This window comes from Streptomyces sp. STR69 (assembly GCF_024519455.1).
Classification (GTDB): Bacteria; Actinomycetota; Actinomycetes; order Streptomycetales; family Streptomycetaceae; genus Streptomyces.
On the sequence record NZ_JALJRY010000011.1, the window covers coordinates 190,774 to 207,818 of the forward strand.

A 17,045-nucleotide genomic window follows, 5' to 3' on the forward strand; every position below is an offset into this window, starting at 1 on the left:
GGTTGGCGCGGGCGTTCATGACGCCAGCCCGAAGATCGCGGTGAAGGCGGCGTCGGCCCTCCGGTTGGCCTGCCGCATCGGGCGGTCCGCGAGGTGGGCGCCTGCAAGGCAGTCGGCCATGCCGCAGCTCGCCGTTGCCTGCCCGACCGGAGGGCGGCCGAAGTGGAGTTCGAAGGAGAGGCGGGCGGCCGTGATCCGCTGCTTGCGGAAGTACACGTATCGCTCGGCACGCCCTGTCCAGCGAAGATGACCGCCGTCGGACGGTTCGGTGTTGGCACGGAACCCTTCCGCGAGAGAGCCGTACCGCTCGCGCCGACCGGAACGCGGCACCGACAGGCCGAGCGCCTCACGGGTGCGTCGTACGGCCGCCTGGGAAACGCCGAGCTCGCTGGCGATGTGCACCTGCGGGATGCCTTTCCGAAGCCGCTCTTCGATGTCTCGCCGGACGGCCTCCCGGGCGGCGGCCGTCGCTTCGCGCTGCGTCTGCGGCACTGCTTTCGCTGCGCGCTTGCAGGCTTCGCAGTACGGGCGTCCGTCCCTCTCCAGACGTCCGTTGACGGTCTGGTCGTGGCCGTATCGGCAGGTGTCCGGGCGGTCGCCGAGCTTCTTGGCACGACGAAGCTCCAGGCGCTTGGCCTGGCGGCCGGCCTCGTCCGCTACGTGCCCGGGGGCGATGCAGTGATCGCGTCCGCAGTCGGCGATCACGTAGCCCTGCGCAGGACGCCCGTGCTGGATCTCGAAGGCAATCGCCGCCGGGCTGTACGACATCTCCTTGTGCCGCATGACGGGCGTGCGGGAGGCTCCGACGTGCTCGCCGGTCCACTCCAGGTGGCCACCCTCCAGCGGCCTGGTCAGCGTCTGCCACTTCTGGCGAGCCGTGAGCACGTGCCGGACGACGTTGGGCAGGCCGAGTTCTTTCCGGATGTCGCCGACGCGGTGACGGTCGCAGCCGAGTGCTTGCGCGATGGCAGCGTTGGACAGGCCGTTGCGGAGCTCGGCGACGATGTCGCTGCGCGGAACGTACGGGCTCACGGCCCCTTCCTCTCCTGCGCGTTGGGCGGCAGGCGGAGCCCTTCGCGGATTCGGCGTACGGCGGGCGTGCTCAGATCGGCGCGGCGGGCGATCTTCAGGTCCGGGAGGCCGCACGCCCAGAGCCGGTAGACGTGGCGCTCCTTGAGCGTTATGACCTTCGTGCCCGGCTCCGCAGGGAGCACCGCTGGGGCGTGCGGTGCTGCGGGGGCCGCCGGTGCGGAGGTGGATGCCTGCCGCTTGGCCGCAGTGGCTGCGACAGCCAGGCGTTCGCGGCGCGCCTGCGCGCTCCAGCACTCCGCGTCGATGCGCTCGCCCCGCCAGAGGTGCCCCAGCAGTGCGTTGTACGTCCCGCACCGCTCCGTGCCGTCCAGTTCGAGCAGGGGTGAGTCGTCTTCGCCTCTGGGGACGTGGGGGTCCAGCCGGTATCGCTCGTTGTGCACGAGGCCGGCCACGACACCGTCGCGGGAGTCCCTGCCTCTGCCGTGCTCGACCTCCTTCACGCTGGCGAGGCATTCCTTTCGTACGGGACATCGGACTACGCACACGAGCCGGGCCTCGTGGACTTTGGTCTTGTCGGAGAACAGGTCTGGGTCCTCTTCGCGGCAGGCGGTGCGGTCCATCCAGTCGCGGCGGCGAGCGGCCGTTTCGGGCACAGATCCGAAGTAGGTGCCCACGGTTCACTCCGCGGTGGGCGTGGCCGCAGCCGCGGGCGTCTTGGTGCTCCGGGGCTGCTTGCGGATGTCGGCGTGACGGTCGCGGCGGCGTACTGCGTCGGCCAAGCCGGGCGAGACCCGGAACCTGACGACCTGGTGGGCCTCGACCGTGATGGCCTCACCGGTCTGCGGGTTCCGGAAGATCCGCGGCTTCGCCCGGGAGGGCAGCCACGTGCCGAAGTTGGTGATGGCCACCTTGTGGCCGGATGCCGTGGCGCGGGTGATGGCACCGAACACGGCCATCACGGCGTCGTGGGCCTGCGCTTGGGAGATGTCGAGGTCTGCCGCCACGACATCGACCAGTCCGGTCGTGTTCAGTGGGGCGGTGATACGGACGGGCTTCTTCACAGGATGCTCCAGAATTCGTCGCGGGGCAGTAACTGGCCCCGCGCGGCTCAGTACTTGTCGCCGATGCCGGTGCCGTGCGTTCCGGATGGCTCACAGGAGGTCAGGGCGAGCGCGGCGGCTGCCGCCGCTCGCCGGCTCATCAGGCGTACTGCTTGGCGAGCTGGAGGAGTTGGTCGCGGGTGCTGGCGCGGCCCATCTCGTTGATGACGGTGATGGTCCATCCGTCGCCTGCTCGTACGGCCTTGGCCATCACGCAGGCGTCGCTGCGTGAGTCGATATCCGGCATGTACTGGCCGATGCGCTGGCCACCCGGGCCGCCGTCGTAGACGTTCAGCGTGACGCCCTCGACATTCGCGAAGGACACGCCGTCCTTGAAGGCAGTCACGATGAAGACGAGGGTGTCGATGCTGGTCGGGAGCTGGTTGAAACGGGCGATGATTGTCTCGTCATCGCCGTTGGCCTTGCCTGTCCGGTTGTCGCCGAGAGTGATCAGCGAGCCGTTGTCGAAGGCGTCCGTGTTGTCAAACCAGCACAGCCTCTTCGGACGGCCGTCCGCCAGCGCCACGGCGGTCAGATCGAGATCGGTTCCGACGGCTCGGCGGAGGCGGCCCATGAGGCCCTTCTGTCCGCCGCCGGAGGTCTTCCAGGCGACTCCTACCTGCAGCACGCTCACACCGGTGAGACCTTCGGCCTGGTCCTTCTTCATGTTCAGCAAGGTGTTCTCCTGATCGGTTTAGTGGTGCCGTTCCGCCGCCGGGCCAACGTCATCCCGGCGGCGGAACGGGGCTCTGTCAGGCGCTGGCGCGCCAGGCGGTAGCGGTCGCGTTGACGAACTCCTGCACGTCGTCCGGCAGGGCGCCGCTGGCCAGCTCCGCGGGGCTCGGCCCCCGGGACAGCTGGCCCACAGCGGTCGCATTGGCCAGGTCGGAGCGCAACTGAAGGTTCTCGGCGTGTATGAGCTGCTGTTCTCCGAGCTGCTCGTCGAGGTTCGCGACCAGGACCTCGGCCTGACGGAGAAGCGTCCACGCGGCGTCCCGCTCCCGAAGCGCCTGCTGCCGCTCGATGAGACAGCGGGCCAGGGTGCACGCGAGCTTGTCGTTCTCCGTGTCCAGCCGGGCGACGTCGGCGCGGAGCCGGACTCGGGTCCAGGTCAGGCGGTGCAGCCCGCGTCCGGCTGGTGCGACGTAGTAGAGGACGGCCGCAGTGCCGACTACGGCGACCGTGAGGGCCGCGTACTCCATCACGATTCCCTTCTCGACGGCCACAGCCGGGGCAGCTGTCCGAGTCGGCGCGGGGGGTCCGCCGGGAAGGGCTGTTGGGGGTCGAAGCGAGGGCCGCCAGTCGCGGAGGACAGCTCGCGGTAGGCGCCCTCGTTCGCGTTCTGGAGGTCGGCCAACCGGTCGGTGAGCGCGCTGAGTTGACTGCGGAGGGCCCGGTTCTCGGCTTTGAGGCGCTGCTCTCGTGCCGTCGGCCCCTTGGCGAAGGTCAGCATCGGCCCCTCCGCGTGGCGTCACCGAGCAGGCATCCGGGCATGGCGATCGCATGCTCGGTAAGGGCGCCCGTGGTGACGTCGTAGTCGTGGGCCCGGTGCCAGTCGGCGTCCACGAACGCACGCCGGATCAGGCCGGCGACCTCCTTGGTGCTGCCGGGCAACGGGATTTCGCGGCGGTTGCTGTCGATGGCCATCGCGCACCAGACAGTGCCCTCGCCGTATGCGGCCGGGGTGACACGGACTTCGATGACGTCGCGTCCGGTGATGTCCCGCAGCCGGCGCCACAGTCGGTCGCGGGCAGGCCTGCTCGCTGTGCGGGCGATGCTCTTGACGTTGCTCATGCTGCACCGCCGGGGTGGAAGCAGTCGCGGACTCCGGCCAGCAGCTGTCCGTACGAGGCGATCGTGCGGGGGCTCCAGGAGTGCTCGGGTCCGTGGATGTCGCGGAACCAGACGTCGCAGGCGGCGAGCAGCAGCTGCTCGCGGTCCGTGTCGCGGGCGGCGATGCCGCCGTCGGCTGGGGTAACGGTCTCCGGGTGGCCGGCGGCCAGGAGGGCGAAGGCGTCCTCGATGGCCGGTGACTCCCAGGCGTGCCGGTTCGGGTCGCTAACGGGACGCAGCAGGCGGGCGCGCTCGAAGTACATCTCCAGGGCGCGCCGGGAGTAACGCAGCTGGAGGGCGTTCCAGCGGGCGCGGAGCGCAGTGAGCGGGTGGTGCGGGGCGGTGCGACGGGCGACGTGCACGGTTGCGGTCATCGCCATCGCCTCCCTTCGGGTTCAGTCGGTTTCGGGTTGGTGCAGGGCGGCGCGTGCTGCGGCGGCCCCGCGGTGTGCGGTGTCGGGCTCCGGGGGGCGGCGACGCTGTCGCCACGGATCCGGCAGTCCGGGGAGGAGGTCTGGGGGTTCGGCGTCCGGGTCTGCGATCAGCTGCGCGACCGCGACGACGAGGCGTCCAAAGCTGACGTCCTCGCGGCATCGGACCTGTGCGAGCACGTCGCGCAGCAGGTCGATGGACCAGTCCGGCCGGGCGGCCTCGGCGAGCGCGAGCAGCTGGTGCGTGGCCGGGCAGGGGACATCGGTCACGTCGGCCTCCCGAGCAACTCGGGGGGCCGATGCGGAGGATGCCCGGCAGCGAGTTCGGCGCAGGCCTTGCACGGGGCGTCCGTGAAGCGCATGACTCCCCGGTCGCAGCCGGCGAGGCCGCACCGGGACGGGTGCCGCTCCGGAGGCTTCAGGGCCGCGCCGAGCAGCCACCGCGCGGGATCCCGGATCGTCTCGGTCGAAGCGAAGCGGAACTCCAGGCGGGCACGCAGCCGTTCGCTGTCCGCGCCGGCGTTCAGCTGCCGTCCGATTTCGCGGGCGGCCTGGCGCACCACGTACGGCGACAGCCCGGCCAGCAGCACCTTCACCGGTTCGAGCACGTCCCAGATCCGCGGAGCGAGACTCAGATCGGGCCCGGCGTACGGGCGGCGGAACGTCGACGGAAGCGGAGGACCGGCGGGGTTTTCCACAGGGCCTCGCGCTACTACCTGTTCTCGCCTACGGCGGATGTCCAAGGCGGCAGGGGGCGAATCATCGGGTGAGTCAATCTCTTGGTCTTCCACTGTCGCGAGGGATCCCCCACCAAGATCCGCACCCGATCCCTCATCAAGATCCGCAGTCAGTGGAGCCTGCACCGGCTCGTCGTGGACGGTGTAGAGGTGACGGCCGCGGTATCCGGCCCTCCGGTCCACGCTGATCCAGCCGAGATCCTCCAGGGCGCGGAGGATGCGACGCACCGACCGGGGGTCGAGCGGTTCGCTGGCCTTCTTCCCGGACCGGTGGCGCAGGACGTGACCGAGTTCGGCGAGGCTGAGGTGGTGTCCGGTCGCCGTGGCGTACGACAGCGCTGCGTACGCGCGCAGCTGGCGCGGGCTGAGCCCTTCGGCGGCCCGCGTGGGTACCCATGCCCCGTGCTCGGCGCGGCTCGCGACCCTGACGCGGCGTACGGCGGTGTGGCCGCGACCGCCCTGGTGGGTGCGCCGGTAGCTGGTGACCTCGGCAATGTCGTCGTCCGGGGCTGGCCGCATGAGCTGTGTCAGGGCCCGCTCGACGCTGGAGCGGGACAGGCCGAGCAGCCCGGACAGGTAGGCGACCCCGGCCTCGCATCCGGATTCGCGCCGGGACAGGGCCGCGATCTTCACGTAGACGGGCAGGACGGCGTCGGCGTAGTAGCCGACGACGACTCGCAGCGGAACACGGACGCGCTGCATGGGGGTCACCTCCTTCCGGGCGTGGTCGGGATGGGTTCATGCGCGCCTCAGGGGCGCGTCATGGGCGTCAGGTGTCGTCGTCGCTGCTGTGGTCGGTTGCGGTGTTCAGGACGGCGGAGAGTCCTTCGGCGAGGGCCTGCATCTCGTGCCGGACCTCGGTGACCGTGAGGTCGGGTCCGTGGACCAGGCGCTCGGCGTAGCGCGCCCAGTAGCCGAGCCCGGCCCGCAGCCGTGCGCTTTCGAGCCAGGCGAGCTGGCCGCCGGTGAGCCGGAGCGTCGATTCGTCCAGCTCCAGCTGCCCGTCGTCATCGAGCGTTCCGCGCGCGGTCCGCTGAAGGTGAAGGAAGCGCTGCGCTTCCCGTACCGCACCCTCCTGCTCAGGGTTCGGCAGCTCCAGGCCGACGATGCGGACCCGAACGGACGCTTCCTTCTCCGTGCCGGGCGCAGGCTCAGTGCGCTCCAGGCTGCGGAACTCGATGATGGCCATGCGGCTGGAACCGAGGGAGCTGTACATCGGCCTGACGTGCGGCTCCAGCGCCTCCTGTGCCGATGCGCTGACCTTCGCGTCGAACTTGAGATTCGTCATGACGTCTCACCGGCCCGGGCACGCTGGTCCAGTTCGTCAGCGGCGTACTGCAGGAGTCCTGCGAGGGTCGTTGCGTCCAGCCCCCTCAGCTCGGCGAGCACTCCGACCGCTCCCCCGGCAGCCATCAGGACGCTGGCGATGTCGCGCGGCGGGACGTCGACCACACCGGCGAGGTCCTCGGCGAACCCACGCGCGAGCTTGCCGAGCACGTCGTTGTCGGGGTCTCCGTCCTGGCTGTACCGGATCTCACGGAGAGCGGCGAATACGGCCTCGCGCGAGTAGGTCTCGGACGTGAATGCGCGCCGGCCCTGCTCGGTCAGTTTGCGGGCGACAGCCTCGCGGAACTCGGCGGTCACTCCTGCTCACCGCCCTCGCGGACGCCGGAGCCGGGCTCGGCGGCCGTCGGCCACGCCTGCCGCTCGGCTCCGTCCCCGCCGGCGTCCTGGTCGTCGCGGGCGACGACCGTTCCCCGGATGACGGCCGGTGCCGCGCTGGTGTCGTCGGCGTCGTCGTCGGCCTGGACCAGATCGGCGAGTTCGTGCGAGGTGGGGACGACCTTCACGAGGCGGCGGACGGCGCTCTTGGCCCACATCGCGTCGAAGTCGGTGTGCCAGGCGCTGTCGTGCTTCTGGTTGCGCTCGGCCTTCTTGTACGCGTGGCTGTACTTGTCGCGGATCGCTTCGGCCTGCGGCCGGTTGAGGATGATCACCTGGGAGCGGCGGCCGTCGATCCACGCGAAGGCGTACGCGAGGATGACCTTGCCCCGCTCCTCCTCGGTGCGGTCGACGCGCGGCTTGTGGAAGAAGTCGCGCGGGGACGGCTCGGTCGGCGTGAAGTCCCACTGGTCTGCCTCGCGCACCCAGTTGAAATGCACGCTGTCCACGCGGGGATGCCGGTACATCAGCTCGATGTAGCCCTCGTACATCGGCTGGAAGGTCGCAGTGTCGCCGTACGGGATGACCGCGGCCTGGCGGCCGTCGGGCTCCAGGCCGAACCGTGCGCAGGCCAGCAGCGCGCTGGTGATGCTGTAGTCCGTGCACTTCGCCAGGTTCGGCATGATCGCGCGGGCGACGGACATGAAGTGGGCCCGGTCGACGTGCCGGGGCAGTGCGTCCGTGAAGTACGTCGACCTGCTCTGGAGCCACGCCATGGCGCTGTCGTTGAGCGCGAGGTCGGTCACCGCCGACTGCTCCGGCGGCTCTTCCGAAGCGGCCTGCTTCACGCGGTCCTTCAGGGTGTCGGGCATGGTCATCCTTCCGAGGGCGTGCGCAGGACGCGGGCCCGGTACTTGCGGTGGATCTCGGGGTGGTCCTTGGCCAGCCGGGTGATGTCGACGGCGGAGACCAAGTGCGTGTATTCGGCGGCGAGTTCGGGTTCGGCCTGGCGGAAGCGGCGGTGGGCGAACTGGCCGTTCTGCCGCCAGGTGAAGACGGGCTTGCCGCCGACGGTGGCGACCTCGGCGTCCCCGGCGAGCTGCCGCATGCGGTTCTCGACCTCGGTGAGGTCGGTCTCCAGCGAGGCCTGCCGTTCCTTCAGCTCGCGGCGCCGCTGGTTGAGGAGCATGGCCTCGACCGGGTCGACCTCGACCGTGGCTTCCTCCCGCGCGGTCCACAGCCGGGCGAGCAGTTCGGCGGTGGCCTGCGAGCCGTCGGCGACCGGAGGGACACCGGGGAGAACGTGGTCGGTCCAGAAGCGGTCGACGGCTTCGGCGAGCATCTGGCACAGCTCGTCGTCGCGCTGCAGCTGCCACCAGACGAGTTCGTCGTCGATGAGCCCGGCGACGTGGGCGTGCTGGTAGCCGGTGACGGTCAGGTACCAGTGCGCTTGCAGTGCGGGCCCGTCGGGCGCCTCGTCGCCGCGCCACCCCTCAGCGCGAGCCGAGCGCCAGGTGCGCGACTTGCATTCCAGGATCCCGGGATCGGCAGCCTGGACATCGTCGGGCCACAGGGTGATGCGGTCGGGGTTGGCGAGCCAGTGAGGGTGGTCGACATGCTGGAGTGTGCCGGGCGCGTCGAGGATGAGCAGACCGCTCTCCTCGGAGAAGAACTCGGCGGTGAGGCCCTCCAGCCGGTGGCCCCGGCGTGCAGACCTCTCCAGGCGGGAGTCCGTCTCACGGGGGATGCCGACCTTGTCCTGCCAGACGCGGAGGGCGCCGCCGTGGGTGTCCAGGCCGAGGATCGCGGAAACGTCCGAGCCGCCGATGCCGGTTCGGCGTACGGCGAGCCAGTCCTCCGCCGGGGCCCCGGCGGGGAGAAGGACCCGGGCGGTCGGAAAGCTGAGGGGAACCGGCCCGGAGACGGGGGACGCCGCCTCCGGGCCGGCCGTCCCGCACGGCGCAGGCGGGGTCAGTGGGGGCAAGAGTTCAGGAGTCCCCTCTCCCGCCTTCGCTCCAGCAGCCACCACGCGCAGAACGGCAGCAGGTGACGTTGACGCCGTACGGGTCGTCTTCATGGCCGCGCCACCGTCCGCACGGTGAGGGCCGGTGCCGGGGCGGTGCGGGCGTGCTCGGCGATCTCGCGCATCTGCTCGCCCCAGCTGGGCGACAGCTCGCGCGGCGCGTCTCCGGCGAGGGCCCGGCGGACGTCGGAGTGGACGTCGGTCACGGCGTCGGCGAGAGCGTCCTGTAGCGGCACGATCTCGATCAGGCCGCGCGCGGTGTTCGCCGCGTTCCAGCCGACGAACACGATGGTTCCGGCGTACGGGTGCTGTGCGGCGCCCAGTGCGGCGAGCAGGCACGAGCCGACGATGTTGCGCGGGTACCGGTCCGGGAAGGCGTGCCCGCAGTCGTTGACGTAGGCGGCCAGCGCGAGCGACGGCATGAGCGATACCCGGGCGTGCCCCTCGGGCCCGACTGCCGCCGGCCAGTCGACGTCGCCGTCCCGGCGGCTGAGTTCACCGTCCGCGGTGAGCAGCAGGTGGCTCATCAGGCTTCTCCGCCCGGGTGAGGTGTGCTGATGGCAACTCGGGCGCCTGTGTAGCGCGCACGGACGGGCCACTGGCCCTGTTCGCTGTCGCAGACTTCGGCGTCGAAAGTGCCGGGCGGCCGGAACTGGACGTACGTGCCTTCGCACATGCTCCTCGCGGGCCGCCGGGCGTTGGACGGACTGGAGTACAAGGAAATGCGGTGCCACGTGCCGGGGTTGTCGCGGAGTGCGGCGACGCGTTCGCGGTAGATGATCGCCCAGTCGCGCGGCGCCCGATGCTCCGCCGGTGCGGGCGGAGCGTGGAGACGGAGGTCCGGGGCGGAGATCCAGCCGTGGTGGACCGCAATGGCGACGGCGCGGGCTGCATTCCCCGCGCGGAGGGTCTGGTAGGCGTTCCGGAGATGGGTCTTGACGGTCTGGACGCTCAGGCCGAGGGCGTGCCCGACCCCCTCGTGAGGCGCGCCGCGGGCCAGCTCGATCAGGCACTCCAGCTCACGCTTCGACAACGGGCACGGTGCCGCCGTCCGTCCGGCCGCGGCCAGGAACACTTCCGTGGTGACCTTCTGGGCGATGGTCTCGATCAAGGACTCGTCCAGCAGCGATTCACCGGCCGTGGGCGGGCGGTGGTTGGCGATGACCTTCTCGATGGCGTCGAGGGTGGGGAGGCCGTTCTCACCCGAGGCGGCGCCCCACAAGCTCTCGATGAACTCGGCGAGTTGGTCGGCGTCGAACTCGCGGGCCCACGGGAAAGTGAAGGAGTCAGCCACGGACGACACCGCCGTCCGCCTTTTGCAACATGCGCAGGTGCCGCTTCAGGACCGCGATCTCGTCTCGCTGGCGGGCCACTTCACCGAAGAGGGCCGGCACCGCCTCGCGGGCGAAGCTGATGAACTCGACGACCGGGATGCGCTCGGTGTCGGACCAGGTCTCCAGGAAGCAGATCGGGCCGACCTGATCGGGAAGGCCGTGCTCGCTCGGCTGGACCGGCCACGGCCCCTTGGGCAGGCCGATGATGATCTTCTGGGTGTGGGACAGGTACTCGTCGGACAGCGGCTCAGGCATGGTGACCCTCACTCGCCGGGGCAAAGCGCGACCACAGGCCGGCGGGCCCCTGGCCCATCACGACCCGCGTCTCCCCGAAGGCGACGCGCGGGCTCTCGTCGGCGATTTCCTGGCACAGCTGCTCGGTTTCCCAGGCGACCCCGAGCAGCGCACCCGTGAGGACGTTGTGCACGGTGTTGTGCACCATCCGAGTGCGCGCGTCGCGCAGCCCCTGGTGGGAGGCCCCGGATGGGACGTCGAGCGCGTCGCGGATGACTCGGAGCAGGTCGAGCAGGTCGTCGCGCTGAACCCGCGCACGGTCCTCCTGCGCCTCTTCGAGACCTCGGGGACCAGGAGTGGGGTGTGGGATGCTGGAGAGCATCGGGTCCACCTCGTTCCTCTCTTACGGTTTCGGGCTGGTGGGCCGAGGGCTCGTCGGGGGCGTCCGACGGGCCCTCAGTACGTTCAGGAGCCGAGGGGGCGGGCAGTCCGGCAGCGTCGGCAGGCCATCCGCAGGACCGGGTTGCGGTGTCCGCAGGTGTCGCAGATCCAGCGGCAGACGATGTCGATCAGGTGTCGCACTCGGCGTCTTCCAGGAGGCGTACGAGGGCGGCGGTGATGACGCGGTGGCGGCCCTCCAAGGGCAAGACCTTGACCGGCGACTGGCCGGTCTTGATCAGCCCGTGCAGGTAGCTCTTGGAGACACCGAGCGCGATGGCGGCCTGCGGCACGCTGACCGTGGCGGGCCACGCGCGGATCTCGTCGAGGGTCGGGGCGCTGGTTGCCATCAGGCCACGACCTCGTCCGGCAGCAGATCGGCGACCGTGCAGCCCAGAACCTCGGCGATCTTGCTGAGATTGGCGGGCGAGAAGTTCGCGGTGCCCTTCTCGGCCATCGACACGTGCTGCTTGGTGACGCCGGCCCGTTCCGCCAGCTGCGTCATATTGAGCCCCGCCTCGACCCGCCTGCGCCTCAGGCGCCTTCGGTCAAGTTCGGTCTTGGTTCCCATGTGACGAACAGTAAAGGGATGTGCGAAACAGTACAAGCCTGTACTGGTGAGTAGCTTTGACTTTCTCGTACCCGTGCTGGCCGGTTGTGAAGGTTGTGTGTGGAGCCCTAGTCGACGCCCCGTGACGGTTCGATACAGTTCAAGAAAGTCAAAGCCCTGAAGGGACGGTCATGAGCTCACCGGCCTCGGCGCAACCCTCACCGCCGGCGGAAGCGGCTCTCATCCGGCTCGCACGCGAAGCCGCCGGACTCAGCCCCGAGTCAGCCGCCGCCCGGATGGCGATGCGGTTCGGTGGATCACGCTGGCGACAGATCGAGCGGGGCTACAGAACCGACACCGGCAAAGGCGTCGAGGCGCCGGCACCCACCCTCGCCCAGATGGCCCGCGCCGTCGGCCTCACCGCTGCGCGACTCGAAGGCGTGCGCCCTGACGCGGCGAAGATCTTGCGCGAGATCGAGCTCCAGGAAGGGGGCGTTCCCGCAGAAGTCGCAGCGGAGAACCCGCCGGACCCCCTCGTCGCGAGCGCCTATTCGATGGAGCAGGCCGAGCGGATCATTGACGCCGCCCTGGCGCCGTACGCCTCCGACGAGGAAAAGCTCGAACTCCTGGAGCGGTACAGCAGGAATCTGCGAATCCAAGTCGAGGAGCGGCAGCGCGGAAACCAGGAACCTCCGGCCAAAGGTCAACACCCCCGTCGCACAGGGTAGTTGAATGATTACGGTTCGGTCACGAGGTGCAAATATGCATGACCGGCGGTCACTTGAGGCGCAATGTGTGAAACCCCCCACGCTACGCGCAAAGACCGATAAGCGACCCGTGTGCAACCGCCCAATAGGGGACGAGGATGATCTTTTTCATTCTCGCGGCAGCACTCGGCGCAAATACCGTCATCGTGCTCCTGCTCTTCCGACGACTGAGGCAAGACCTGGCACAGAGCCTCAGTCGGCAGGTCACTGCGATACGCGTCGAGATCACCCGCGACCGCGTGATCAGGCAACTGACCGACACTCAGGGAAGAGCAGGAGGTGAACAAGAACCGACTGAGGCGATAGCGCTGGCGATCGGCGCCGAAAGCGAACCGGAGGCGCCGCCGCCCCAGCTTCAACCGATCCGCCGCAAGGGCCACTTGGGCCTCTACATCGGCGGGGCCATGGCCATGGTGGTGACAGCGCTCGCCAGAGCCGCACGAGAGGCGTTACGGATCCACCGCCGCCAGAGCGCTCTCGGCATTCTGGCAGCAGCGGCAGCCACCACGACGACCGTTACCGTCCTCACGCTCACGCCCTGGGTGGACGGCTCGGACATCGATCCGCCGCCCGCGGTGCCGTCGGTCGCCCTGACAGCATTCCCGGACCCCGGCCATACGGCTCCCGGCAGCTCCACCACCAATCCGTCGTTGGCGAGCACTATCGGTCCGAGGCGGACAGGCGGCCCGTCGTCCGACCAATCGCTCCTCGCCGCAGTCGGCGGCCGGCTAACGCCCGTCGACGACAGCGCCGCGCCTTCGCCGACCCCGTCGGCAGGCACAACGCCAGTGGAGTCCCCGACGCAGGCCGTCACCGCGGCTCCCACGGAAAACCCGACCCAATCGTCGAGCTCCCCTACCTCCTCGACTGCGTGCACCGGCCTCAGCGTTGCGGTGCTCGACGTCCAGGCCTGTCTACTCGGGGGCGGCGACGGCTGACCTCGCGAGAGAAGGAGATCGTGCCCGAGATCAAGAAGATCGTCCTGCAAGGCGGTGCCGTGAGGTACCGCTTTGTGGTCGACGTCGGCTATGAGCCCAAGAAGGACAAAGCCTCCGGCGACGCCATCATCAACGAGGCGACCGGCGAACCGGTGATGAAGCGAAAGCAGCTGACCGTCACCAGGAATACCCTGCCCGAGGCCAAACGCGAGCTGGCCAGAATCATCAACGAGCAGGCCAGCGGCACCTTCGTTCCCCCCAACGAGATGACCGTCACGCACCTGCTCGACGCCTGGCTGGAGAGGAAGGCGGGCGACCTGGAGGAAAGCACCATCCAGGGCTACCGCAACGCCTTGTGCCACGTGTACGAGTACCTCGGGCATCTGAGGGTGCAGAAACTGACCGAGGACCATGTGCTGTCCATGGCCGCATGGTTAGTCGTCGCGGCCCGCCGACGCGGCGGAAAGCCCGGAACCGGCCTCCGGCCGAGCACAGCCCAGGGCGTGCTCTCCCGGCTCAAGGAGGCCCTCAACTGGGCCGTGATCCGCAAGTACGTGTACGCCAACGTCGCGTTGTACGTGCACGTACCGAAGCGGGCATGGAAGGAGGACCGCCGGAACAACAAGCGAGTGGCGCCCTGGAACGTGCTGGAGGTCAAAGACTTCCTCCTCGGCATCCGCAACGACCGGATGTTCGGCCCACTCATGCTCAGCCTCATGGGTCTGCGGCCGGCCGAGGTCGCCGGCCTGCGATGGACGGACATCGACCTGGACGGCGGAACGCTCGCCATCGACATCACGCGCACGATGATCGGGAACGCGACAGTGCTGGAGAAGGACACCAAGACGGAGGCAGGCGAGCGCGCCCTCCCCCTGCCGGAACCCGTACGTCAGGCGTTGCTCGCCTTCAAGGCCCTGCAAGAAATCGAGCAGATGTCGATGGGCACGTACTACCAGCCGTCGGGTTACATGTTCGTCGACCACCTCGGCGAACCCCTGACGACCCGGCACTTGCGGGAGCACTCCTACTCGGTCATGAAGCGGCTGGAGCTGCGCAAGGTGCGCCTGTACGACGCGCGCCACTCCTGCCTGACCTACCTCGCCGTCAACGGCGTTCCGGACACCGTTCTGGCGGCATGGGCCGGTCACGTCAGCGCGAGCTTCACTAAGCGTGTGTACGTCCACCCGAGCCCCGAGGACCTCAGGTCCGCCTCCGACCATCTGACGGTCCTGCTCGGATTCGAGAAAGACGCCGCCTGATTCCGTGCGGTGAGATTTTGTGAGATATCAGCTCTCAGAGAACGGGCAATAGCGGCTCTGACCTGGCGCTTCCTGGTGATCACTAGAACATACCCCCATCATAACGTCATGTACGTCCTGTACATTTCTTACAGATACCGAAGGAGGGGCACCATGACCCGACCGTTCGCCCGCCACGTCCTGCCCGAATTCACCGAGCGCACCAGCTCCGGGTACCGGACCCTCGATCCGTACTCGAAGCTGCTGGAGGAGCGGATCGTCTTCCTCGGGACGCCGATCGACGACATCTCGGCGAACGATGTGATGGCCCAGTTCATGCACCTGGAGTACCTGGCGCCGGACCGGGACATCTCGCTGTACATCAACTCGCCCGGCGGCTCGTTCACCGCGATGTCGGCGATCTACGACACGCTGCGGTTCGTCACCTGTGACGTGGAGACGATCTGCCTCGGCCAGGCCGGCACCAGCGCGGCGGTGCTGCTGGCGGCGGGCACGCCGGGCAAGCGGTCGGCGCTGCCGGGCGCGCGGGTGGTGCTCCGCCAGCCCTCGCTGCCCGAGCCGGTCCAGGGTCAGGCGAGTGATCTCGCCATCCAGGCCGAGGAGTTGGCGCGCACCCGGTCCCAACTGGAGGCCGTGCTAGCCCTGCACACGGGCCGGACGGTAGAAGAGGTGAGCCAGGACATCGAGCGGGACCGGATCATGGACGCCGAACAGGCCCTGGAATACGGCCTGGTGGACCGGATCGTGTCGACCCGCAAGACCTCGCTCACCGAGCACGGCGGGGAGTGAGCCCACCATGCTGCCGCCGGAGCTGCCGCCGCTGCCCGCACTGACGCGTGCCGAGGGCGAGTTGATCGACCGTTATCTGGATGTGGCCGACCTGCTGGGCCGTATCAACCCGGCGCACCACGGGGACACGTACCGTGGGCTGAGGGCCGCGCAGGCACTGGTGGCCAAGGCCACCGAACTGCGGGACGCGCTGGCCCTGATGCACCAACGGGGCGAGACCGAACTGCACGCCCCCACGCTCGCGCGGGCGCTGCGCGTGCTGGACGGGGAGCGCCGCACGTCTCGCGTCACCATCCCCGCGCCCTCCGACAGTTGAGGGGCGCGCGGCCGTCCGGACCGGGGGTGAAACGGGCCGAACGACGTACCCCCGATCGACGTAGTCGCCGCTCCGTCGGTACGGCCGTCCGGGGCACGCAACACGCGTGGTTCGAGGGCCGGGAGAGGTGTTCCGGTGCTGGTCCGAGCGTCACACCCTCTCGGCACGCCTTCGAACACCGATGCGTTCAGCCGAACGGGTGAGTGGTGAGTAACCCCACAAATCCCCGATTCCGTTGGGCTTTTCGGACATTCATAGGTGAAGATCCCTGTCTGACGACAAGACCCCGCCGCAGCGGCGGGGCGATCCGGGCGGACGCCGAGTCCTGCCGCCACCCGGATGACAGGTCGACAGGATTGCATCGGCAGGAGTGGAGGACCCAGGCACGACGGGTCGCCGGGACGGTCACGCCATGACCGGGTCGAGCAGCCCTTGGGGTGAAGCCGCGTCAGCGGCCGGGCAACTTTGTCAGCCCGAATCCGACAGGTCATCCTTCACAGGCGGCTGACGAAGGGTTGCGCATGACTGCGCTCAATCGTGTCCCGTCGCTGATGGTCCGGGCCGGTACGGCCTCGGCCTTCGCCATCGCCGCCGTAGGCGGTTCCGTCGTGATACCGGGCGTCGCATCCGACGCCGCGGCCGCGACACCCGCGACGAAGGCGCTCCAGGTCGCGGCGTCCAAGAAGGGTGCCCCGTACAGGTACGGGGCCACCGGACCGGGCCGCTTCGACTGCTCCGGGCTCACGCTGTACTCGTACAAGAAGGCAGGCAAGAAGCTGCCCCGTACGGCGGCCCAGCAGTACAACAAGACCCACCACATCTCGGCCGGTAGCCGCAAGGCCGGGGACCTCGTCTTCTTCCACTCGGGCTCCAGCGTCTACCACGTCGGCATCTACGCCGGCGGGGGAAAGATCTGGCACGCCCCGAAGACCGGGGACGTGGTGCGGTTGCAGAAGATCTGGACCAAGAGCGTCTGGTACGGCCGGGTCAGTTGATCCGTGCTGAAACTCCCGAGGGGGTGGCGGTCTCCTGACGGACCGCCACCCCCTCGGGTGTCCAGAGGCGTTCGACATGTCTCTACGGCTCCTGCTGGCCCCCCGCGGTCACCGGGCGGGCCGGTACCGTCCACGGCACCTCGATGGAGACCGTCTTGCCGCCCTCCAGGGTCGGCCGGACCCTGAGTTTGCCGCCGCACTCCGCGGTCAGCCAGCGGATGATCACCATGCCACGGCCGTTGTCCTGCTGGACGGCGGCCGGCAGTCGTTTCGGGAAGCGGGGATGGCTGTCGGTGACTCCGATGCGCAGCTGTTCGTCACGCTCCAGCTCGATGTCCACCGTGAAGGTGGGTGACTGTCCGAAGGTGTGCTGTACGGCGTTGGTGGCGAGTTCGGAGACGATGAGGCGGATGGTGTCGGCGACCTCCGTGTCCGCCGGCAGTCCCCATTCCACGAGGGTCCCGACCACGTAGGAGCGGGCGGTGGAGACCGAGGCGGGATCGCTCGGCAGAGTGACGGATGCTTCCAGATGGTCTGCCATGGCGCGGTCGTCCCTTTCCCGCGGGACCGGTGTCCGACACGGAGCGGATGGTTCGAGTACGGTCCC

27 protein-coding genes and 1 riboswitch are annotated in these 17,045 nt (G+C 69.2%); of the genes, 6 read left to right on the top strand and 21 right to left on the bottom strand.

All coding sequences use genetic code 11. The features are described 5' to 3' along the window. Window positions 1–15 precede the first annotated feature (15 nt). The 20 genes from OC490_RS22165 to OC490_RS22260 all read right to left on the bottom strand — a co-directional run bounded on the left by OC490_RS22165 (window position 16) and on the right by OC490_RS22260 (window position 11,395). The gene (locus OC490_RS22165; RefSeq protein WP_262059722.1) at window positions 16–1,032 is read right to left on the bottom strand and encodes a hypothetical protein; all 1,017 of its coding nucleotides are present in this window, start codon (window positions 1,030–1,032) and stop codon (window positions 16–18) included. Then, window positions 1,029–1,652, bottom strand: a complete 624-nt coding sequence (locus OC490_RS22170) for a WhiB family transcriptional regulator (RefSeq protein WP_262059823.1) — start codon at window positions 1,650–1,652, stop codon at window positions 1,029–1,031. Before OC490_RS22170 ends, OC490_RS22165 begins: the two co-directional genes overlap by 4 nt. A 57-nt stretch (window positions 1,653–1,709) precedes the next feature. Beyond that, entirely contained in the window at window positions 1,710–2,093 is a 384-nt protein-coding gene (locus OC490_RS22175; protein WP_262059723.1) for an HU family DNA-binding protein, read from the bottom strand. A 139-nt stretch (window positions 2,094–2,232) separates the two neighbouring features. Continuing rightward, window positions 2,233–2,799, bottom strand: coding sequence for a TerD family protein (locus OC490_RS22180; RefSeq protein WP_262059724.1), 567 nt, complete (start codon window positions 2,797–2,799; stop codon window positions 2,233–2,235). Between the two features lie 85 nt (window positions 2,800–2,884). Beyond that, complete coding sequence (locus OC490_RS22185) at window positions 2,885–3,334, bottom strand: hypothetical protein (RefSeq protein WP_262059725.1); 450 nt, start codon at window positions 3,332–3,334, stop codon at window positions 2,885–2,887. Next, window positions 3,334–3,585, bottom strand: coding sequence for a hypothetical protein (locus OC490_RS22190; protein ID WP_262059726.1), 252 nt, complete (start codon window positions 3,583–3,585; stop codon window positions 3,334–3,336). Before OC490_RS22190 ends, OC490_RS22185 begins: the two co-directional genes overlap by 1 nt. Then, window positions 3,579–3,926, bottom strand: a complete 348-nt coding sequence (locus OC490_RS22195; protein ID WP_262059727.1) for a hypothetical protein — start codon at window positions 3,924–3,926, stop codon at window positions 3,579–3,581. The genes OC490_RS22190 and OC490_RS22195 overlap by 7 nt, the downstream gene beginning before the upstream one ends. Continuing rightward, window positions 3,923–4,339 (bottom strand): hypothetical protein, encoded by a 417-nt coding sequence (locus OC490_RS22200; RefSeq protein ID WP_262059728.1) that lies wholly within the window; start codon window positions 4,337–4,339, stop codon window positions 3,923–3,925. The genes OC490_RS22195 and OC490_RS22200 overlap by 4 nt, the downstream gene beginning before the upstream one ends. Window positions 4,340–4,360: 21 nt before the next feature. Continuing rightward, on the bottom strand, window positions 4,361–4,666 hold the full coding sequence (locus OC490_RS22205) for a hypothetical protein (protein ID WP_262059729.1): 306 nt from the start codon (window positions 4,664–4,666) through the stop codon (window positions 4,361–4,363). After that, the gene (locus tag OC490_RS22210) at window positions 4,663–5,835 is read right to left on the bottom strand and encodes a hypothetical protein (protein WP_262059730.1); all 1,173 of its coding nucleotides are present in this window, start codon (window positions 5,833–5,835) and stop codon (window positions 4,663–4,665) included. Before OC490_RS22210 ends, OC490_RS22205 begins: the two co-directional genes overlap by 4 nt. 67 nt (window positions 5,836–5,902) lie before the next feature. Beyond that, window positions 5,903–6,421 carry a hypothetical protein gene (locus OC490_RS22215; RefSeq protein ID WP_262059731.1) on the bottom strand — a complete coding sequence of 173 codons (519 nt, stop codon included), beginning with the start codon at window positions 6,419–6,421 and terminating at the stop codon, window positions 5,903–5,905. Next, window positions 6,418–6,777 carry a hypothetical protein gene (locus tag OC490_RS22220; RefSeq protein ID WP_262059732.1) on the bottom strand — a complete coding sequence of 120 codons (360 nt, stop codon included), beginning with the start codon at window positions 6,775–6,777 and terminating at the stop codon, window positions 6,418–6,420. The genes OC490_RS22215 and OC490_RS22220 overlap by 4 nt, the downstream gene beginning before the upstream one ends. Next, the gene (locus tag OC490_RS22225; protein ID WP_262059733.1) at window positions 6,774–7,667 is read right to left on the bottom strand and encodes a RecT family recombinase; all 894 of its coding nucleotides are present in this window, start codon (window positions 7,665–7,667) and stop codon (window positions 6,774–6,776) included. The genes OC490_RS22220 and OC490_RS22225 overlap by 4 nt, the downstream gene beginning before the upstream one ends. 2 nt (window positions 7,668–7,669) lie before the next feature. Next, complete coding sequence (locus tag OC490_RS22230) at window positions 7,670–8,779, bottom strand: YqaJ viral recombinase family protein (protein ID WP_262059734.1); 1,110 nt, start codon at window positions 8,777–8,779, stop codon at window positions 7,670–7,672. Window positions 8,780–8,868: 89 nt separating this feature from the next. Then, window positions 8,869–9,345 (bottom strand): hypothetical protein, encoded by a 477-nt coding sequence (locus tag OC490_RS22235; RefSeq protein WP_262059735.1) that lies wholly within the window; start codon window positions 9,343–9,345, stop codon window positions 8,869–8,871. Further along, complete coding sequence (locus OC490_RS22240; protein ID WP_262059736.1) at window positions 9,345–10,112, bottom strand: helix-turn-helix transcriptional regulator; 768 nt, start codon at window positions 10,110–10,112, stop codon at window positions 9,345–9,347. The genes OC490_RS22235 and OC490_RS22240 overlap by 1 nt, the downstream gene beginning before the upstream one ends. After that, window positions 10,105–10,407 (bottom strand): hypothetical protein, encoded by a 303-nt coding sequence (locus OC490_RS22245; protein ID WP_262059737.1) that lies wholly within the window; start codon window positions 10,405–10,407, stop codon window positions 10,105–10,107. Before OC490_RS22245 ends, OC490_RS22240 begins: the two co-directional genes overlap by 8 nt. Beyond that, window positions 10,400–10,768, bottom strand: coding sequence for a hypothetical protein (locus OC490_RS22250; protein WP_262059738.1), 369 nt, complete (start codon window positions 10,766–10,768; stop codon window positions 10,400–10,402). Before OC490_RS22250 ends, OC490_RS22245 begins: the two co-directional genes overlap by 8 nt. A gap of 187 nt (window positions 10,769–10,955) precedes the next feature. Continuing rightward, window positions 10,956–11,174: a DNA-binding protein gene (locus tag OC490_RS22255; RefSeq protein WP_262059739.1), complete on the bottom strand. Its 219-nt coding sequence runs from the start codon at window positions 11,172–11,174 to the stop codon at window positions 10,956–10,958. Then, window positions 11,174–11,395, bottom strand: a complete 222-nt coding sequence (locus OC490_RS22260) for a helix-turn-helix domain-containing protein (RefSeq protein WP_262059740.1) — start codon at window positions 11,393–11,395, stop codon at window positions 11,174–11,176. The genes OC490_RS22255 and OC490_RS22260 overlap by 1 nt, the downstream gene beginning before the upstream one ends. 170 nt (window positions 11,396–11,565) lie before the next feature. Between OC490_RS22260 and OC490_RS22265 the strand changes: the two genes are divergently transcribed. From OC490_RS22265 to OC490_RS22290, 6 genes are all read left to right on the top strand, one after another. Next, window positions 11,566–12,102, top strand: coding sequence for a helix-turn-helix domain-containing protein (locus OC490_RS22265; RefSeq protein ID WP_262059741.1), 537 nt, complete (start codon window positions 11,566–11,568; stop codon window positions 12,100–12,102). A 137-nt stretch (window positions 12,103–12,239) separates the two neighbouring features. Next, the gene (locus OC490_RS22270) at window positions 12,240–13,079 is read left to right on the top strand and encodes a hypothetical protein (RefSeq protein WP_262059742.1); all 840 of its coding nucleotides are present in this window, start codon (window positions 12,240–12,242) and stop codon (window positions 13,077–13,079) included. 20 nt (window positions 13,080–13,099) lie between these two features. Continuing rightward, window positions 13,100–14,338 (top strand): tyrosine-type recombinase/integrase, encoded by a 1,239-nt coding sequence (locus OC490_RS22275; protein WP_262059743.1) that lies wholly within the window; start codon window positions 13,100–13,102, stop codon window positions 14,336–14,338. 153 nt (window positions 14,339–14,491) lie between these two features. Continuing rightward, entirely contained in the window at window positions 14,492–15,127 is a 636-nt protein-coding gene (locus OC490_RS22280; protein ID WP_262059744.1) for an ATP-dependent Clp protease proteolytic subunit, read from the top strand. 7 nt (window positions 15,128–15,134) lie between these two features. Further along, on the top strand, window positions 15,135–15,443 hold the full coding sequence (locus tag OC490_RS22285) for a hypothetical protein (protein WP_262059745.1): 309 nt from the start codon (window positions 15,135–15,137) through the stop codon (window positions 15,441–15,443). Between the two features lie 316 nt (window positions 15,444–15,759). Beyond that, window positions 15,760–15,961, top strand: a riboswitch (cyclic di-AMP (ydaO/yuaA leader). A gap of 3 nt (window positions 15,962–15,964) precedes the next feature. Then, entirely contained in the window at window positions 15,965–16,438 is a 474-nt protein-coding gene (locus tag OC490_RS22290; protein ID WP_200716611.1) for a C40 family peptidase, read from the top strand. An 82-nt stretch (window positions 16,439–16,520) separates the two neighbouring features. Here the strand turns inward: OC490_RS22290 and OC490_RS22295 are convergent, their stop codons facing one another. After that, a complete protein-coding gene (locus OC490_RS22295) occupies window positions 16,521–16,979 on the bottom strand; it encodes an ATP-binding protein (RefSeq protein WP_262059746.1) in 459 nt (152 codons plus the stop codon). Between the last annotated feature and the right edge of the window lie 66 nt (window positions 16,980–17,045).

Coding starts and splice junctions, on each gene's coding strand:
- OC490_RS22270 (WP_262059742.1), top strand. CDS start 12,240: ATGATCTTTTTCATTCTCGCGGCAGCACTCGGCGCAAATACCGTCATC.
- OC490_RS22280 (WP_262059744.1), top strand. CDS start 14,492: ATGACCCGACCGTTCGCCCGCCACGTCCTGCCCGAATTCACCGAGCGC.
- OC490_RS22265 (WP_262059741.1), top strand. CDS start 11,566: ATGAGCTCACCGGCCTCGGCGCAACCCTCACCGCCGGCGGAAGCGGCT.
- OC490_RS22225 (WP_262059733.1), bottom strand. CDS start 7,667: ATGCCCGACACCCTGAAGGACCGCGTGAAGCAGGCCGCTTCGGAAGAG.
- OC490_RS22200 (WP_262059728.1), bottom strand. CDS start 4,339: ATGACCGCAACCGTGCACGTCGCCCGTCGCACCGCCCCGCACCACCCG.
- OC490_RS22295 (WP_262059746.1), bottom strand. CDS start 16,979: ATGGCAGACCATCTGGAAGCATCCGTCACTCTGCCGAGCGATCCCGCC.
- OC490_RS22285 (WP_262059745.1), top strand. CDS start 15,135: ATGCTGCCGCCGGAGCTGCCGCCGCTGCCCGCACTGACGCGTGCCGAG.
- OC490_RS22290 (WP_200716611.1), top strand. CDS start 15,965: ATGACTGCGCTCAATCGTGTCCCGTCGCTGATGGTCCGGGCCGGTACG.
- OC490_RS22195 (WP_262059727.1), bottom strand. CDS start 3,926: ATGAGCAACGTCAAGAGCATCGCCCGCACAGCGAGCAGGCCTGCCCGC.
- OC490_RS22210 (WP_262059730.1), bottom strand. CDS start 5,835: ATGCAGCGCGTCCGTGTTCCGCTGCGAGTCGTCGTCGGCTACTACGCC.
- OC490_RS22250 (WP_262059738.1), bottom strand. CDS start 10,768: ATGCTCTCCAGCATCCCACACCCCACTCCTGGTCCCCGAGGTCTCGAA.
- OC490_RS22245 (WP_262059737.1), bottom strand. CDS start 10,407: ATGCCTGAGCCGCTGTCCGACGAGTACCTGTCCCACACCCAGAAGATC.
- OC490_RS22180 (WP_262059724.1), bottom strand. CDS start 2,799: ATGAAGAAGGACCAGGCCGAAGGTCTCACCGGTGTGAGCGTGCTGCAG.
- OC490_RS22170 (WP_262059823.1), bottom strand. CDS start 1,652: ATGGACCGCACCGCCTGCCGCGAAGAGGACCCAGACCTGTTCTCCGAC.
- OC490_RS22235 (WP_262059735.1), bottom strand. CDS start 9,345: ATGAGCCACCTGCTGCTCACCGCGGACGGTGAACTCAGCCGCCGGGAC.
- OC490_RS22260 (WP_262059740.1), bottom strand. CDS start 11,395: ATGGGAACCAAGACCGAACTTGACCGAAGGCGCCTGAGGCGCAGGCGG.
- OC490_RS22215 (WP_262059731.1), bottom strand. CDS start 6,421: ATGACGAATCTCAAGTTCGACGCGAAGGTCAGCGCATCGGCACAGGAG.
- OC490_RS22185 (WP_262059725.1), bottom strand. CDS start 3,334: ATGGAGTACGCGGCCCTCACGGTCGCCGTAGTCGGCACTGCGGCCGTC.
- OC490_RS22190 (WP_262059726.1), bottom strand. CDS start 3,585: ATGCTGACCTTCGCCAAGGGGCCGACGGCACGAGAGCAGCGCCTCAAA.
- OC490_RS22255 (WP_262059739.1), bottom strand. CDS start 11,174: ATGGCAACCAGCGCCCCGACCCTCGACGAGATCCGCGCGTGGCCCGCC.